This is a genomic window from Neobacillus sp. FW104-15D2, from assembly GCF_058790155.1.
Genome location: NZ_JBYTCJ010000022.1, coordinates 1 through 15961, shown reverse-complemented (window position 1 = coordinate 15961; position 15961 = coordinate 1). Strand labels below are relative to the sequence as shown.

Below are 15961 nucleotides of genomic sequence, written 5' to 3'. Positions count from 1 at the left end.
GTAAATTAAGTAGCTATTGTTTAAACATTGATTTAACTTTATTTAAATCCTCCAAAAGCTCGCAGACTTCCTCATGCGACAAAAGGACAGGCATCTGATCATTTAAAGTCAGAACCATTCCTTCTTTATCTTCTTCATATTTTTGCAGATAGAAAAAAAGACTTTCTGCCATTTTTTCATTTAAGATAGATTCAATGTGAAAGCTTTTTACTCTACGAATAGCAAACTCATTTTCCCGGTCATCATAAACCCCTGATAGCAGTCTTCCTTCAAGGTGATTCACAAAAATCTCTCCCTTCCATTTTGTTTAATATACCCAATTTTCCTTATGTTAAAGGAGATAATGCAAGCAACCTAATTTTTTCATTAGAAAAACTAGGCATTCCTGTCCGTCGTGCGTTCAGAATTTAGAGATATAAATTCTGATTAGCCAAAAAAAAGCTCCCAGATACGGGAGCAATTTTTCAATATTATAGATTTTCTAGCTCTTTTTTCAAAAAGGCAGCCACTTCTAGCATTCCAAATTTTCCTGCTTTTGCTTCAGCATCTGAATTGTAATTTGTATTTGTATTAATATCATAGGTAAAAATTTCTCCTGATGCATCCCTTATAAATTCAATTCCGGCAACTCGAATGGAATTTTCAGCCAAAACCTGTTTGTACTTTTCAATGATTGGATCACTAAATCCATCAATAATTTGAAATTTAGGCTTCTCTTCCACCTCTTCGCCTACCGGGCAAAACAAATCCCCTATCTGACATGCATCAGCCGGGCATAGCTGGAATCCTTCTGATGTATCTACCTTTACGGCGTATACAAAATTGCCCCCTACAAACTCACAACGTGTAATAAAACTTTCAGGTGACTGGATATATTCCTGGATTAAAGTTATTCCGTCTACAGGTTCTTCAAAACCAGGGCTTTCGACATACGTCCTAAGGGCATCCATTGTTTGAAATAACTGTACACCGAGTCCTTTTCCTGCACGGTTATGCTTTGTTATGAAAGCTTTGCCTTCAAATTGAGACGCAGCCTCGAGAATTTGCCCTCGTCCTACAGCAGCAACCGTTTTAGGAGTCCGTACTCCATATTTATTTAACTCCAGATACTGAAGTACCTTGCTTACCTCTAATTGGAGAGCACGAGTACCATTTAAAACCTTCCGTCCGTGTGCTTCCAGCCATGCCAGTACTTGAGCAGTATATTCAGCCGCAAAACGATGATCCCTTGTGTGGGAAGAGGCACTCATTCGGCTGTAAAAGATTCCTTCTGGAGGTTCTGCAGAAAGATCAAGAGTTCCCTGGTCTAGATGCCATTCCTCATATGGAACCTCAAGCTCCTCAAGCCTCCTGGTAAGATGATCTGTCCATTCACTATTTTCATGTATAACATATACCTTTTTCAAAGTATTTCCCCCTTTGAGTTCTTAGTGTGAAACAACCCTGTTTCTGCGTTCCTCAACCAACGGCATTACATCTCTTGCAAAACGTTCCATTTCTTCTAATTGCGGAGAGAACTGGAGAAGGAGCAAATCTAATCCCGCTTCTTCGTACTGGATAATACGGTCAGCAATTTGGTCTGGTGTTCCTACCAGATTTGGTCTTAGCCCACGGTTTGACACGGAGTAGTCCTGAAGCTGGATCTTTTGTTCAAGCTGTGATTTGCTTGTAAAATCTTTAAAGCCAGCGTAACCACTTGTGTCTTTTACGGTCGTAATTTTTTCAAGTTCCTGTAGTGCCTCTTCCTCCGTATCGCGGCAAATCACATATGCAGCCATTCCAAAAGAAGAAAGTGGAGCATTCTCAGTTTCAGAACGGCGGTCCTTCATTTCCGCAACTTTTCTTTGAATCTCTTCTACTGTACCGCCATGCATAACATAAGCATCACATTTTTCAACGATGGTTTGCTTGCCTTTCTCACTTTCCCCTCCAGCATATAGAATGGGATTTGGACGCTGAACTGGCTTTGGCGAAAGCTTTGCATTCTGGATATTGTAAAATTGTCCTTGATATGTAAAGGTGTCTTCTGTCCACATTCCTTTAAGTACATCAATAAATTCCTTTGTACGATCATATCTTTCGTCATGCTCGGTAAAAATCCCGTTATACTGCCGAGCCTCTTCCGCCCACCAGGCAGATACTACGTTCAGAGTAAAGCGGCCTTTACTAATTTGATCGATATTTGCTGCCATTTTTGCGGTTACGGCAGGATTATGAAAACCCGGGCGCACTGCTGCCATGATCTCGATTTTCTCTGTAACAGCTGCAAGACCAGCTGCTGTTGACCAGGCTTCCAATGAATCATGTTCAGGACCTTTTATATCATTTAAATTCAATTCAGCAACAAGAGTGGTTGAATATCCCCACTTTTCTGCTGATTGAACGACTTTTTTTGCATAGTCAAATGTGGGCGGCATATTCTCATCATCAACATTGCGAAGCCATCCGCCAAAAATAGGAAGCCAAAATCCGAACTTCATTTCTCATCTCTCCTCTAACTCATTCTCAAGTTTTCCAAGTGCTAAACTAGGTAAAGAAAAATAAAAAAAACTCTCCGGACAAGAAGAGAGTTCGTTAACTCTCTTCCTATCTCTCAAACAAACCTGTTTGATGGATTTGGCACAGTATTCCGCAGAACCTGTTGCCGAGGCTTCAAAGGGCCAGTCCCTCCACCTCTCTTGATAAGAAGAAATCGTTTATTGAGTTTAAGAGTTTTAATCATTTAAAGAGATAATAATTGAATTATAAGAATATGTCAATTATTAAATATTTTAATATAGTTTACATAATATTATTATTGTTTTTTATATTATGGCTTTACAGCTTTATTAAATATTAGGCCCTGTTAGACTTGCTTGTGGATTTCCTGCAACTTGTGTTCGCTTTCCGCTCCAAACAACAATGAACTTTAACACAGCCAAAATTTGAAACAAAGTTATTGACTTTTCGAGTACGAGAAGTATAATTAGAAATGCGCCTAATAAGCAGTAAGTTAATTAGTTTATACCATGTCTCAGTAGCTCAGTAGGATAGAGCAACAGTTTCCTAAACTGTAGGTCGGAGGTTCGAATCCTCTCTGGGACACTTAAAAACCCTTGATATTTCAAGGGTTTTTATTATTATATACATTCAAAATCAAAATTGCTGAAAAAATGAACTGATATCAAATATAATTATCATTATGGATAATGATTTCGTTGACTTTCCAATAAGAAAAAATGTCCATTATTAAAAGCCCTCTCAAAGAGAGGTGATTTTTCACAGTATTAATTGGGACAATCGATGTAAATTCAAATGCAGCAGTAGCCGTAGGAGAAAATTAACTAACTTGTTGGTTCTCTCACAGGAAGACCAATAACGGAGTCGGTCTTTCGATTCGCATCTTTGCCATTTGCCAATACAGCAAAATATACGGGCATCATCAAAAATGACGTGCAAGTTGGTAACATGATTGATTCGGAGATTATTCCAGGTGTACAGGACCAGACAGTGTAATCATGAAATACCTTTTTTAAGGGATTCATAAAAAAATGCCCCCTCTCTATTAATTTAAATACTAACGCTAAAAAAGACGAATTTTATAATCCGTCTTTTTTATTTGACCTTTAATCCAAGTCCCTATTAAACTCGACTGTTGAATTTTGCTTAAGGTAATGGCTTTACGTAGACAATTTGGGAGACTCCTCGCTGCGCAGCCCGGGCTCTCCTGCGCATCATTTCTGACTTGAGTCTCCTTAAATATTCAAAACAAATTATCTAACTAATAATTGAGTTCTTTTATTTTTAGGTGCCGTTTCCTGCATATAGATATTTTTTAATTCGCTTATTGTCATGTAATTCAATTCTTTATCATTAGGGTGGTAAATGCCGGTTTTGACCAGTTTTTCAATATAAAATTGTCTCACCTGCTGTAGCCCTCTTTCTAATAAAATGGCCATCATTATTACCTCCCTAAAATTTGTTGGAAACGCTTTCTCTATGTATATATTAATCTAAATTCAATCCTTTTTCACCGCCCGTTTGTGACGATTGTGTAACACTTCACATATTTAAATGTCAGCAGAAAATACCTGTTCAAAAAGATAAAATAGAAAAAAGTGGCATTAAACATTGTTAACTTTTTCACAAACAACCCTCTGAAAAACCCTCCTCTTAGGAGGGATTCCATATTATACTAGCCAAGAAATATATATTGGCAAGGAAATTAATGATAAGATCGTGCTGATAACAAACGAAGATGCGGTTTCGGTTGTTAATGAATTAAATCTTGTAGAAATCATAGCTGCTACAGCTGATCCTGGGAATGCTACCAGGAGGATAGCTTTAATAGTATCTTTATGATCCAAACCAATCAGGTTGGTAATTAAAATCATAAATAAAGGAATGGCAACAACCTTTAATACAGAGATACCAACCGCAACCTTTTGAAAGCTTATTTTTCTAATACCTACTGTCACACCTACAGCGAATAAAGCAACGCCTGATGTTACAGAACCAATCTGCTCAAATGAAGTCTTTAGGATTTCAGGCGAGTGGAATCCACAGAGTGTTAATACTACGGCAAATAAAGGAATACATGCAAGTGGTTCACTTAGACCATGTAAGATAATACCTAGTTTATTTGCTCTACCGCCTTCTGCTTTTGTAGTTGTTTGTCCAATGGTACCCACAATTGTAGCAATTGGATCTAATAATGCATTAACAACAATACCAGTTATAGCGACAGGTATTGCAATTTCCTGTGCCCCGAATAAGCTTCCTAAAACTGAAATTCCCATAAAGGCAAACGCAGGTTGTGTTGAATTTAATGAGAACATCGATGCCTTTGTTAAATCATATTTAAACGCCAAACGAGCAACGAACAACAAAATCACATAAAAACCGATAATGCCAAGTGTCATCGTAATAAAGAATGACCACTGGTCAATTAAGGTTTGTTTTGAAGTAGTGGTAATTCCAATAAATAAATGTGCAGGAAGAGCAAATTTTGTAACCAATGTATTAAGCCCCTTAGAGGACTCTGGATTAAATATTTTAAAATAACCACCCAAATAACCAACTATGATGGTAAAAAAGATAGGTATTAATGTTAAAAAGATATTTCCAACTGACATGACAACTACACTTCACTTTCCCCAAAAATGTTCGTATTTTTAGAAGGAGGAGGAAAGCCACCAAGGGGGCAGCCCTGCTCCCTCCTTACTGGTCACAGCTATTTATTAATACGGGTAACTGCTTTATACTCTGGTTTCCACATTGCCTCATTTACAGCTATTTCGATATCCGTGATTTTTGCTTTGGCTATGCCTTCAGAAATAGCCGCTTTAATGACCTCAATAGCTACTGCCTTTGATACTTCTTGTAATTGGCTGATTGATGGCAAGAGTGAGGCCCCTTCTCTGCTGCTGTCTGACATTTTGGCAACGGCATTCGCTGATGCAGCAAGCATACCTTTTGATACAACATCAGCTTTTGCTAGGATTGCCCCAAGTCCAAGGCCCGGAAAAACAAACGCGTTGTTTGATTGTCCAATTTCATAAGAAACCCCATTATATTGAACATTATCAAACGGACTGCCAGTCGCAATTAACGCTTTTCCTTCGGTCCATTTAATGATGTTTTCTGGCACTGCTTCTGCTAAATGAGTTGGGTTTGACATCGGCATAATGATTGGCCGCTCAACATGTTTAGCCATTTCCTTAATAATCTCCTCTGAAAAGGCACCAGATTGTCCTGATGTACCGATAAGGATGGTAGGTTTTACTCTTTTAACCACTTCAAGCAAAGAAATAATTCCCGTTTCACATCTTTCCCAGCTATTCACTTCTTCTGCTTTACGTGTATATGGCTGTTGGAACGTGAAGATACCTTCGATGTCATCTGTTAACAAACCGCGATAATCGACAGCCCAGAAATGATCATAAGCTTCTTGTTTCGTCATTCCATCCAAAATCATCGTTTCAACCATTTGGTCTGCATTTCCTATTCCTGCCGCACCTGGTCCGAATACGACAATACGCTGATCTTTTAATGACTGTTCTGTCACCTGAAGAGCAGACATGATGGCTGCGAGTGTAACAGCACCTGTTCCTTGGATATCATCATTGAAAGTAAGGATTTTATTGCCATATTTCTCGATAATATTGCGGGCGTTAACATTTCCAAGGTCTTCCCAATGAAGCAATACTTTAGGGAAAAATGTCTTTGCCGTATTGATAAATAAATCAATAAAATCATCATAACGCTGACCCCGAACACGGCTAAATTTATTTCCAATATATAAAGGATCATTAATTAATTTTTCGTTATCAGTACCAACGTCTAGCACTACAGGCAATACGCGGCTAGGATCAATACCTGCTGCTGCAGTATAAACAGCCAATTTACCAATGGCGATATTAATTCCGCCAACTCCCTGGTCACCAATTCCTAAGATGCTTTCAGAGTCAGTGACTACAATTAAATCAATATCATCACGTCCCAGGTTTTTAAAAGCGTCTTCGACACCCTCTGGGCTATCAATAGATAAATACATGCCGCCCGGCCGGTGATATTCGTGTGAGTAACGCTGAATCGCTTCCCCCACTGTTGGTGTATAAATAATAGGCAGCATTTCGCTTATGTGGTCTTTCAACAAGCGGTAGAAAAGCACCACGTTTCTGTCATGCAGATCATATAGATAACCGTTTTTACGAAGGTTGGTTGATTGTGCAAGATATTGTTCATAGGCTCTCTTTACCTGTTCCTCGAGATTTAGTACTTGAACCGGCAATAGACCACTTAATCCTAGCTCTTCTCTTTCTTTCTTTGTAAAAGCAACCCCTTTATTGACATAAGGATTGGCAAGAAGATCTCTTCCTTTTAAGGGGGTAATAAGTATATTTTTGGTTTTTTGTTTTAAAGAAACAGACATGAAACTTCCTTCTTTCTAAAATTGTATATGAAGGCATTCAGGATAAATTTTTATCTTGCTGTTTAACAAGGTTTATCCATAAATATAAATAATTGAAACTAGGCCTAGGATGATATTAAGATGTACGTACCTCTTGTTTTCACTTTTCTATATTAGACACTTTTTGTTCAAATCTCTACATTATTTAATTTATTTAACCAGTTATGAGATTAAAAAAAGTAAGCAGCCTATTGGCTGCTTACAAGTACTCTTGTATTAAATGAATATTTTTTTCTGCGATTCTGTGTTCTGAAAAAGGTCTTCCAACCGGTCCGTAATGTACTTTTACATTCAAGACCCCAATATCCGTCATAAATTTTAGATATTTCCGAACTGATACACGGGATATTCCCGATTTCAAAACAATATCATCAGTTGAAAATGCTTCAGCCTTCATCTTTAAAACTGTATCCCAAATAATTCTCAGTGTTTCCACCGAGACACCTTTCGGAAGCTTTCCCGGCCTATGCTTTTCTTCTTTATGCACTATGAGCTGATCTAATTCTTTCTGGTTAAATCGGGGGCGTTCTTTGATTGCTGCTAAATTTTCACGGTAAGCAGTCAACGCTGCATGAAAACGTTCAAATTCAAACGGCTTAATCAGGTAATCTACCGCGCCAAGTCTTAATGCTTTTTGAATTCTATTGCTATCAGATGCCGCTGAAATAACCATAACATCAATGGGTAAATCCTGCCCCCGGATATAAGAAAGAAGTTCAAGGCCATTTTTACCTGGCATGAAAATGTCTAATAAAACCATGTGAACTTTTTCTCTCTCTAATGTTTCCATAGCCTCTTCCACTGTCCCGCATACTGCAGCAAGTGTAAAACCTTCTATTTGTTCAAGATAGCGCTTATTAAATTCTGCTACCATAGGATCATCTTCTACTATCATGATTCTAATCATCAGGAAACTCCTTTGCTTTATAGGGGATATATACCACAAATTTGGTCCCTCGCCCCACTTCTGAAGAGTATTCAAGCTCTCCCCCTAATTTGGCAACACTGCCTTTTAATAAATGCAGGCCAAATCCTCGATTCTCTCCCTTGGTTGAAAACCCTTTTTGAAAAATATGATCAAGCTGTCTTTCAGCTATTCCTTTCCCTGTATCCCGAACCTCAATGGTTAAAACCTCATCTAAATATTCAAAGACAAGCTCTATCCGTTTCTCCTGCATTTTTTCCACTGCTTCCACAGCATTATCAATTAAGTTCCCAATTATCGTAATCAGTTCGTGTATGATTTCGGGGGATTCCGGCTGAGGCACCGGATATGCTGCCTTGACGGTCAGTTTCGCACTTGCTTCCCGGGCAAAACTTTGCTTTCCAATTAAAAATCCTGCCAGGACAGGCTCCTGTACCGACTTGGTAATCGCATTAATTTCATTTTCACTTTGCCCCACTAGTTCACTAATATATTGATCGATTTTATCAAAATAACGCAAATGAACCATCCCAAGTATAACTTGTAACTTATTCATGAATTCATGAGACTGTGCCCTTAAGGCATCAGAATATAAACGAACTCCCGTTAACTGCATTGCGAGCTGCTGGAATTCTGTCTTGTCCCGAAAAGTTGCAACAGCTCCGACAACTTTTTCATTGACGACAACCGGCACCCTGTTTACTACCAGGCTGATTCCCTGTAAATCCAGTTCTTCGTCTAATATGGCTTTGCCAGTATGAAGGACCTTTCCTAGCTTAGATGACGGAAGCACTGTATCCGCCTTTTTCCCGAATGGTTTTTCATTGATACCAGCCTTTTTTAATGCTTGAATTCCGGCTTTATTCACTAAAGTTATCTGTGAATCCTGATCAACAGCTATTATTCCTTCCCGGACAGATTCCAATATGGCACTTCGTTCTTCCAGTACCTTTGCAATAGCAAAAGGTTCGAGCCCGAATAATATTTTCTTAATATACCGAGCCAAAAAGACTGCACCTATGATACCTGCTAAAATGCCAAAAAAAGTTCCAATATAAATATTATTTCGGCTCTGCTTTACTGCCGCCTCCACAGTATGAAGAGAAACTCCTACAGCTACAGCACCAATTTGAGCACCGTTCTTATCGTATACCGGCGTGAAGGACCGCAAAGATCTGCCAAGTGTCCCTTTTGAAATGGAGATATGCTCTTTCCCTTTCAGCACCTGTCCTTCATCCCCCCCGACAAATCTCTTGCCAATTTTGTCTGGATCCGGATGGGATAATCGAATTCCATGGTTATCCATCACAACAATAAACTCCACACCTGTTGCTTTTCTGATTTCATTAACATAGTTCTGAACCAATTTTTGCGGATCTGATCCCGTTAAAGAACTGATTACCAATGGAGTTCTGGCGACCGTACGAGCAATACTTTCTGCGTTTTTCCCCTGACTTTTCTCAATTGTTTGGGAAACCGTATTACTGATCAACATATCCGTAATAACGAGTGAGATTGCAACGACCCCACAAGCGAGAATCATGATTGTAAACTGAAGACTCCACTTCCCTTTTTTCAAATCCCCTCACCTCTTACCGATATTTCTAAGTTATTCTTTTAGTTTTACTCTTTTTAGTCAGATATAAAAATGAAAATGCTTGGGCAATTAGGTTAATTTCAATGCACTTCTCTATGAAATCCAATAAAAATACATTTCAACTTTGTATTTTTTAACTTTCAAAAGAAGTTATTCATTATGATAACAGAGAGTACAAATTTATGTTAAACCCATGTCAATTCTTTTCTGTACAATTAAGGAAAAACTAAATGAAACTAATATCCAAGTAAATTCAGTATTATCAACAGATTTCTTGAATTTACTTGCATTATAATTTTTTAGAAATACAGTTTCTTAAACTGTATGACGGAGGTTCGAATCCTCTCTGGGACGCTAAAAAACCCTTGATAAATCAAGGGTTTCTTTTTAGCTCTTGGCCAAATTTAAAGCTGCCGAACCTAAAATCAGTTTTTGCTTGAGGCTTACTTCTTAAAAACTCGTGAATTCTTATGATTTTAACCAAAAAGTTAGGCACAAATTTTTAGGCATCATCTGGTAGTTCGATATTGCAGAACTCATATATTTTAATTTGAACCGCAGCTTACCTTATCTCATCTTCACCCCGCAGTTAAAGAAACGGCTTCCTTTTTTTTAATTTAATGATCATTTATTTTCCACAAAAAAGCCTTAGGGTGGAACCCTAAGACTCTTTTGTTAAACAGGACCTTGTCCATTCCATTTAAACGATTGGAACGTTCGGAATCAATCCACGAGTAACAGCCAATAAGTCGTTTACAACACTTGTTTGGGCAGCTGTTAGGCTTGTACCTCCAGTGAACACGGTAATGCAGATTGGGCAAGCTTCAACGTGAATGCCTAATAGGTTAATAGCAAGTCCACCTGGTACGCTAACTGTAAGAATTGATGTCGAACCTTCTGGGGGAGTACAAGTCTCACAGTCAGTAAGAAGAGTAGTCGTTGTCATAATCTCAACTCCTTTCTAAATGGATCTAATAAATTATATGTTGAAAGTTACCCTGAGGTTTAGACTTTTGAACAGGTTATTGAAAAATGTGTACGAGCCTTCTGCTTCATCAACAAAAATGGTTTTGCAAAAATTAGATGGTGTAAATCAAAGAAAAGAATTTAGAGGAATCTATACACCAGAATGATATCCACTTTAACGGCTTTAAAGTGTTCTGAATTATTGAAGGATATATGAGCAGACTGCATTACTCTTTATGGTGATAAGTTTTTCTGAGTCTGTTTTTTTGAACGCGCTTTTTCAGTTTTTATTATTATGGGATTTGAAGAAACAGCTTTTTCTTAGGCTTATATATAATAGTGTATTTGCGCTTCAATAAAACCCTTCGCTGCAACCCCAAGAATCCTTTGGCAATAAAATTATCCTGTCTTTTTCAATTAAGCGCCTGGGACGTTCGGAATCAAACCACGAATAACAGCGAGTAAGTCGTTTATGACACTTGTTTGGGAAGCTGTAAGGCTTGATCCTTCAGTGAACACGGTAATACAGAGTGGGCAAGCTTCAACATGAATGCCTAATAAGTTGATAGCAAGTCCACCTGGAACGCTCACTGTCAGAATTGGTGTAGATCCTTCTGGTGGAGTACAGGTCTCACAATTAGTTTCAGGAGACATAGGTGGCTCGTTTGGCGGTGTAATTGGAGGACATTTCCGTATACCCATTATAATCACCTCCTTCGTCCCTATATCTTATGAATAAAATATAAAAACGTTTGGACAAATAAAGGATATTAAAAAAATCTCGAATCAGTTCGAAGGAGATTGTGAGGTAATGATTTTTTTTCAACACTTGTAACGAGGAATGGTACCTGAAATATGGATAATATCCGTAATAATGATATCCACATTGATAGTGATAGTGATGGTAATAATCATAACGATATTGATATTGGTTGAAAAAAGAATTTTTTCAGCACTAGAATAATTAATAATGTCAAAAGGAGAACTGTATGTCTCCTTTTGACATTAAACCTCTTTTCCATTCCGAAAACCTTTTTGAAAAAAATCGTTAAAATGTGTGTAAACATTTTTTTCTTTATTAAGCTCAACTGAACAAAAAACACTACGAATTATCGACATTACATTTTAGATCTTTTTAATCCATTGATAAATTATTTTCCATCTTTGAGGCACAGAAGAAAATTAAAGAAATGATTTAATTATCGAGAAGGACCCATCTTTTAGTGATTTAAACATAAAAATTGAGGGACGCAGATTGACCTCAATAATCCAAATCTCCCCTTTTTCATCAATTCCCAAATCAATTCCAAACGCTCTGGTTTTTGGATAAAAATAGGATAAATGCTCGACGATTGTCAAAGAAATTTCATTGAGTTTAGTATCTATATTGGCAAGAGAGAAATTTGATAAACACGATTCTTCTAGTGCTTGACCGACTGGCAGAATTGCTTTTGCTACATTAGTAATGACATAATTATTGGCTGCTACTTTCGCACACTTTGCAGTTACTGTCCACTCACTGGTATTTATTTTACGCTGGACCATGACTCTAATATCAAAGGGATTTTCTTGAATCGAAGCTAGGGGGATCTTTTCTTGGATAATGTATTTGGTGTTTCTCCTTCGATAGTAGTTTTCTTTTAAATAGTCATAAAGTTGCTCTTTCCCTTTAATTATGGTTCTTTGATATTCATGATGAACTTCAAAATCTTTATTAGGGAAGCTTGTAATTTGGATAACACCTTTGCCTTGTGAACCAAAACATGGTTTTAGCATTACTTTAGTATAATTTTCTACCCATTCTATTAATGATCGATTTGATAAAAGAATTGTTTTTGGCAAATAGGCTTGTAAATTGGTATTTCCCATCATCAATTTATGTTTTTTCCACTTGCTGCTTGATGCCCTCATTTACCTACTCTCCCATAGGATAATTAAATTCAAAAAATGTTTATTTAATCTCTATTTTCTAGTTCAAAAAAGGAAAAGGATTAAATAACGAGTATCACTTTATTTCCTCAGACAAAGCTTCCTTTCCTCATTTTTCAGTACACGATAAAACAACCATGTTTCTGTTAAAACAATATTTTTGAGAAAATTATGATAGTTTGAAATTGCACTATTTAACTAATGTTATATAGTTTCGACCATTGCTTGTGTGAAAAAAATCTTGAAGAACATCTTCATAACAAGACATAAATCTTCATTTCCTTCCTTTTTTTGATCTTATTGTATTCTCAACTTTATGATTTAGCTTGGACACTTATTGGATTGGGATATTTTCATTTAATTAACCAATCTTTAGAAAAAAAGGCTAATTAATAGAACCCTACATAATTTTAATGAATACTCTAAAATAAAGAACTCTCCTATTCCCCTATCGTATCCCAGAAAGTTTCAAGCGTTCTCACTTTAATTCTAAAATAAGGAGTTTAATAATGTCTGAATTAATTACTGTATTAATAACAGGTATTGGATCCCCAGGAGCACCTGGAGTAATAAAGTCTTTGCGAGCAGTGAAAGAAGTTAATTTCAGAATCATAGGAGTAGATATTAAAGAGAATATAGCTGCAAAGGCAATGGTTGATAGGTTCTTTACTGTCCCTAAAGCTTCTGATCCAGAATTTATTAACCAAATTCATACCTTATGCTTCAATGAAAAAATTGAAGTTATCCTTCCAATGGTATCTCAAGAGTTGCTAGCTTTATCAAATCATGCTGAGAAATTTAAGAAAAGTGGTGTCGCCGTTTCGGTTTCAAATTTTAACTCATTAGATAAGACAATAAATAAAGGGAAGTTATTCAACTCCCTATCTATGAAAGGAATCTCTACCCCAAAATTTTCAATCGTTCATACATCTGAAGAATTAAGCCGGGAAATTTTTGCTTTAGGTTATCCTGAAAAACCCGTTTGCATAAAGCCAGTCATTTCTGACGGAAGTCGGGGGTTCCGTATATTAGACAAAAATAAAAACCGGATTGACCTTTTATATTACGAAAAACCGTCTTCCGTATATATAAGCTTTAATGAATTAATGGAAACTTTAAAAGGGACTTCATCGATTCCTGACACAATGGTAATGGAATACCTTCCTTTTGAAGAGTACAGTGTTGATATTTTAGCCAATCATGGGGAGGTTATTGTTGCAGTTCCAAGATTAAGAGATGAAATCAATAATGGTATTTCCGTGAAAAGTACAATTGTTAAAGAGGAAGATGTCATTCAATACTCATCCCAAATTGTCAAAGAGCTTGGCCTTCATGGAAATATAGGTGTCCAAGTTCGAAGAGATAGTAATCATATCCCTAAAATTATTGAAATAAACCCACGTATTCAGGGAACTATTGTCCATTGCACCGCTGCAGGTATCAATTTACCTTTCTTAGCTATCAAACTTGCAAAAAATCATCCAATTACTCAGGAAGAGTTAAAGATTAACTGGGGATTGCAGATGTATAGATTTTGGGAAGAAGTTTATTTTGATAAAGGCGGAATCCAAGTTAATTGGGAGGAATAAATATGGACGGTGTTTCAATCATTACTTGCACGATAAGAAGAAGACAGTTAGAAAATATCTTTAACAATTATAATCGGCAAATCTGTGAGAATAAAGAACTTATTATTATATTAAATAAGGCGAATATGAGCCTTAATAGATGGAAGAGAATAGCCCGAAAACACAATAATGTGTTTGTTTACAAGCTCCCGGATTTAACATTAGGAGCCTGCTTGAACTTTGGAATCGAAAAAGCAAAGCACCCCAATATTGCAAAATTTGATGACGACGATTATTATTCACCTAAATATCTTACACAAGCCCTTGACGCTTTGGCTAATACTGAGGCTTCAGTAGTAGGAAAAATGTCTGTCAGCACCTATTTCCAAGGAAGAGAATTGCTTGCAATCCGTAAACCCAATAACGAAAATTGTTATCTCCAAGGAGTTGGTATAAATGCACCACATTTAGGAGGGGGGACACTTGTATGGAAAAAATCTTTGTATCCTGACGTAGGATTCCCTAACAAAAACTTGGGAGAGGATGTATTTTTCCAAGTAAACTGCGAACAAAAAGGCTATAAAATTTATTCCACTGACAGTAATTATTATGTTTCGATACGGCAAAGAGACAAAAGAAAACACACATGGAAATCCAGCGATAAAAGGGTATTAAAAGAATCTGAAGTTGTCGCGTACACTGACGATTTTATTCCTTATATAGGAGGAGTTGAAGAATGAAGGGTGTTTCAGTTATCACTTGTACGATCAGATCAAATTGATAATATTTTTGAAAATTATGACAGGAAAGATTGTGAGAACAAAGAGCTAATCATTATCTTGAACAGAGCTGGTATGGGGATTCGTAAGTGGAGGAAGAAAGCCAAAAAATATAAAAACGTTACTATTTAAAGGCGGGCCAAAATGACCTTGGAGTCTTGCCTTAATTTTGGAATTAGGAAAGCCAAGCATACTGTTGTCGCTAAATTTGATGATGATGATTATTACGGTAGAGAGTATCTGACCCAAGCCCTTAATGCCCTAAATACCACAGAGGCTTCAGTGGTAGGCAACGATTCTTCTTTCACCTATCTGGAGGGAAAGAAGCTTCTCGCTGTAATTAGACCAGATAATCAAAACACATATATAACTCACGTGGGCGGCGGAACATTTGTATTTAGAAAATCCATTTTTCCACATGTGAGATTTCCAAAAAAGAGAGTGGCGAAGGGTATTTTATTTCAGAAAAGGTGCCGAAAGAAAGGTTATAAGATCTACTCAACTGATCATTATCATTACGTTAGCATTCGTCGCGCAGACAAAAAGTCACATACATGGCAAGCCGAGGATGAAGAGTTGCTAGAGGAATGTGAAATTATTACCCATACGGATGATTACAGACCCTTTATTGATTGAAGACTAATATAAATGGATTTTTAAAGAAGCATAGAGGCTGACTCAAAAGGTCGTTAAATAACGACTAATTGTGTCAGCCATTTAAATTTTTCCTATGTTTAGGGAGTAAATTGTAGTTAGAGATCTCTTAGAGGGATAAAATTTACTCTAATTTTCTTAAAGGTTATTTATTGTAGTGGTAACATCAAAACCAAAACCGAACTAATTTTTTATTTTTTTATAAGACGGTTTGTCAATCTAAGTGCCACACTTCCTCATAAAACGCTTCGTGTGCAGTTTTCCAATTTAAACATTTCCTTGGTCTTTGGTTAAAAAGGTGTAAAGCACGATTTAATTCCTTCTCCGACACCTTGGCTAGGTCTGTTCCTTTTGGGAGAAACTCACGCAAGAGGTCATTTGCCTTTTCATTACTGCCTCGCTGCCAGGAAGAGTAAGGGTCGGCAAAATACACGTGTATAGGGAGTTCATTTTCAATCTCCTCATAACACGCAAATTCTTTCCCACGGTCTACAGTGGCTGTTTTAAATGCTTTTTTTGGGAATAACGAAGATATCCGTTTAATCGATTCTTCCATAGAAGCTGCGGTTCGATCTGGCATCAATACGGCAA

16 protein-coding genes, 1 tRNA gene and 1 riboswitch are annotated in these 15961 nt (G+C 37.0%); of the genes, 4 read left to right on the top strand and 13 right to left on the bottom strand.

Annotation, left to right across the window (positions count from 1 at the left end; all coding sequences use genetic code 11):
- Nucleotides 1-13: 13 nt before the first annotated feature.
- From AC3WR0_RS16975 to AC3WR0_RS16965, 3 genes are all read right to left on the bottom strand, one after another.
- Nucleotides 14-283: a hypothetical protein gene (locus AC3WR0_RS16975; RefSeq protein WP_492553414.1), complete on the bottom strand. Its 270-nt coding sequence runs from the start codon at nucleotides 281-283 to the stop codon at nucleotides 14-16.
- 187 nt (nucleotides 284-470) lie between these two features.
- Nucleotides 471-1406 (bottom strand): ATP-grasp domain-containing protein, encoded by a 936-nt coding sequence (locus AC3WR0_RS16970; protein WP_492553413.1) that lies wholly within the window; start codon nucleotides 1404-1406, stop codon nucleotides 471-473.
- Between the two features lie 21 nt (nucleotides 1407-1427).
- Complete coding sequence (locus tag AC3WR0_RS16965; RefSeq protein WP_492553412.1) at nucleotides 1428-2480, bottom strand: LLM class flavin-dependent oxidoreductase; 1053 nt, start codon at nucleotides 2478-2480, stop codon at nucleotides 1428-1430.
- A 103-nt stretch (nucleotides 2481-2583) separates the two neighbouring features.
- A riboswitch (SAM riboswitch) is annotated at nucleotides 2584-2688 on the bottom strand.
- 322 nt (nucleotides 2689-3010) lie between these two features.
- On the opposite strand from AC3WR0_RS16965, the gene AC3WR0_RS16960 reads away from it, so the two are divergent.
- Nucleotides 3011-3084 (top strand) — tRNA-Arg (locus AC3WR0_RS16960).
- A gap of 239 nt (nucleotides 3085-3323) precedes the next feature.
- Here the strand turns inward: AC3WR0_RS16960 and AC3WR0_RS16955 are convergent.
- From AC3WR0_RS16955 to AC3WR0_RS16915, 9 genes are all read right to left on the bottom strand, one after another.
- A complete protein-coding gene (locus AC3WR0_RS16955) occupies nucleotides 3324-3524 on the bottom strand; it encodes a hypothetical protein (RefSeq protein ID WP_492553411.1) in 201 nt (66 codons plus the stop codon).
- Nucleotides 3525-3752: 228 nt separating this feature from the next.
- A complete protein-coding gene (locus AC3WR0_RS16950; protein WP_492553410.1) occupies nucleotides 3753-3941 on the bottom strand; it encodes a Fur-regulated basic protein FbpA in 189 nt (62 codons plus the stop codon).
- 228 nt (nucleotides 3942-4169) lie between these two features.
- Nucleotides 4170-5114, bottom strand: coding sequence for an AEC family transporter (locus tag AC3WR0_RS16945; protein ID WP_492553409.1), 945 nt, complete (start codon nucleotides 5112-5114; stop codon nucleotides 4170-4172).
- Between the two features lie 98 nt (nucleotides 5115-5212).
- Complete coding sequence (locus tag AC3WR0_RS16940) at nucleotides 5213-6913, bottom strand: NAD-dependent malic enzyme (RefSeq protein WP_492553408.1); 1701 nt, start codon at nucleotides 6911-6913, stop codon at nucleotides 5213-5215.
- Nucleotides 6914-7151: 238 nt separating this feature from the next.
- On the bottom strand, nucleotides 7152-7859 hold the full coding sequence (locus tag AC3WR0_RS16935) for a response regulator (protein WP_492553407.1): 708 nt from the start codon (nucleotides 7857-7859) through the stop codon (nucleotides 7152-7154).
- Nucleotides 7852-9456 carry a DcuS/MalK family sensor histidine kinase gene (gene dcuS, locus AC3WR0_RS16930; protein WP_492553406.1) on the bottom strand — a complete coding sequence of 535 codons (1605 nt, stop codon included), beginning with the start codon at nucleotides 9454-9456 and terminating at the stop codon, nucleotides 7852-7854. The genes AC3WR0_RS16935 and dcuS overlap by 8 nt, the downstream gene beginning before the upstream one ends.
- Nucleotides 9457-10174: 718 nt before the next feature.
- Nucleotides 10175-10420 (bottom strand): hypothetical protein, encoded by a 246-nt coding sequence (locus AC3WR0_RS16925; RefSeq protein ID WP_027319473.1) that lies wholly within the window; start codon nucleotides 10418-10420, stop codon nucleotides 10175-10177.
- Nucleotides 10421-10857: 437 nt separating this feature from the next.
- Nucleotides 10858-11142, bottom strand: a complete 285-nt coding sequence (locus tag AC3WR0_RS16920) for a hypothetical protein (RefSeq protein WP_492553405.1) — start codon at nucleotides 11140-11142, stop codon at nucleotides 10858-10860.
- Nucleotides 11143-11622: 480 nt separating this feature from the next.
- Nucleotides 11623-12351: a YheC/YheD family protein gene (locus AC3WR0_RS16915; RefSeq protein WP_492553404.1), complete on the bottom strand. Its 729-nt coding sequence runs from the start codon at nucleotides 12349-12351 to the stop codon at nucleotides 11623-11625.
- Nucleotides 12352-12878: 527 nt separating this feature from the next.
- On the opposite strand from AC3WR0_RS16915, the gene AC3WR0_RS16910 reads away from it, so the two are divergent.
- The 3 genes from AC3WR0_RS16910 to AC3WR0_RS16900 all read left to right on the top strand — a co-directional run bounded on the left by AC3WR0_RS16910 (nucleotide 12879) and on the right by AC3WR0_RS16900 (nucleotide 15352).
- A complete protein-coding gene (locus tag AC3WR0_RS16910; protein ID WP_166026498.1) occupies nucleotides 12879-13958 on the top strand; it encodes an ATP-grasp domain-containing protein in 1080 nt (359 codons plus the stop codon).
- Nucleotides 13946-14677, top strand: a complete 732-nt coding sequence (locus AC3WR0_RS16905) for a glycosyltransferase family 2 protein (protein WP_492553403.1) — start codon at nucleotides 13946-13948, stop codon at nucleotides 14675-14677. The genes AC3WR0_RS16910 and AC3WR0_RS16905 overlap by 13 nt, the downstream gene beginning before the upstream one ends.
- Before the next feature lie 183 nt (nucleotides 14678-14860).
- The gene (locus AC3WR0_RS16900; RefSeq protein ID WP_492553402.1) at nucleotides 14861-15352 is read left to right on the top strand and encodes a hypothetical protein; all 492 of its coding nucleotides are present in this window, start codon (nucleotides 14861-14863) and stop codon (nucleotides 15350-15352) included.
- Between the two features lie 232 nt (nucleotides 15353-15584).
- Here AC3WR0_RS16900 and AC3WR0_RS16895 read toward each other — a convergent pair.
- Nucleotides 15585-15961, bottom strand: a 377-nt coding sequence (locus tag AC3WR0_RS16895) for an IS30 family transposase (RefSeq protein WP_492553401.1), incomplete at its 5' end; no start/stop codon positions are given.

What these genes read in the sequence shown, in the direction of transcription:
- AC3WR0_RS16935 (WP_492553407.1), bottom strand. Translation starts at nt 7,859, where the DNA reads ATGATTAGAATCATGATAGTAGAAGATGATCCTATGGTAGCAGAATTT.
- AC3WR0_RS16965 (WP_492553412.1), bottom strand. Translation starts at nt 2,480, where the DNA reads ATGAAGTTCGGATTTTGGCTTCCTATTTTTGGCGGATGGCTTCGCAAT.
- AC3WR0_RS16945 (WP_492553409.1), bottom strand. Translation starts at nt 5,114, where the DNA reads ATGTCAGTTGGAAATATCTTTTTAACATTAATACCTATCTTTTTTACC.
- AC3WR0_RS16955 (WP_492553411.1), bottom strand. Translation starts at nt 3,524, where the DNA reads ATGAATCCCTTAAAAAAGGTATTTCATGATTACACTGTCTGGTCCTGT.
- AC3WR0_RS16900 (WP_492553402.1), top strand. Translation starts at nt 14,861, where the DNA reads ATGACCTTGGAGTCTTGCCTTAATTTTGGAATTAGGAAAGCCAAGCAT.
- AC3WR0_RS16915 (WP_492553404.1), bottom strand. Translation starts at nt 12,351, where the DNA reads ATGAGGGCATCAAGCAGCAAGTGGAAAAAACATAAATTGATGATGGGA.
- AC3WR0_RS16940 (WP_492553408.1), bottom strand. Translation starts at nt 6,913, where the DNA reads ATGTCTGTTTCTTTAAAACAAAAAACCAAAAATATACTTATTACCCCC.
- AC3WR0_RS16920 (WP_492553405.1), bottom strand. Translation starts at nt 11,142, where the DNA reads ATGGGTATACGGAAATGTCCTCCAATTACACCGCCAAACGAGCCACCT.
- AC3WR0_RS16925 (WP_027319473.1), bottom strand. Translation starts at nt 10,420, where the DNA reads ATGACAACGACTACTCTTCTTACTGACTGTGAGACTTGTACTCCCCCA.
- AC3WR0_RS16910 (WP_166026498.1), top strand. Translation starts at nt 12,879, where the DNA reads ATGTCTGAATTAATTACTGTATTAATAACAGGTATTGGATCCCCAGGA.
- AC3WR0_RS16950 (WP_492553410.1), bottom strand. Translation starts at nt 3,941, where the DNA reads ATGATGGCCATTTTATTAGAAAGAGGGCTACAGCAGGTGAGACAATTT.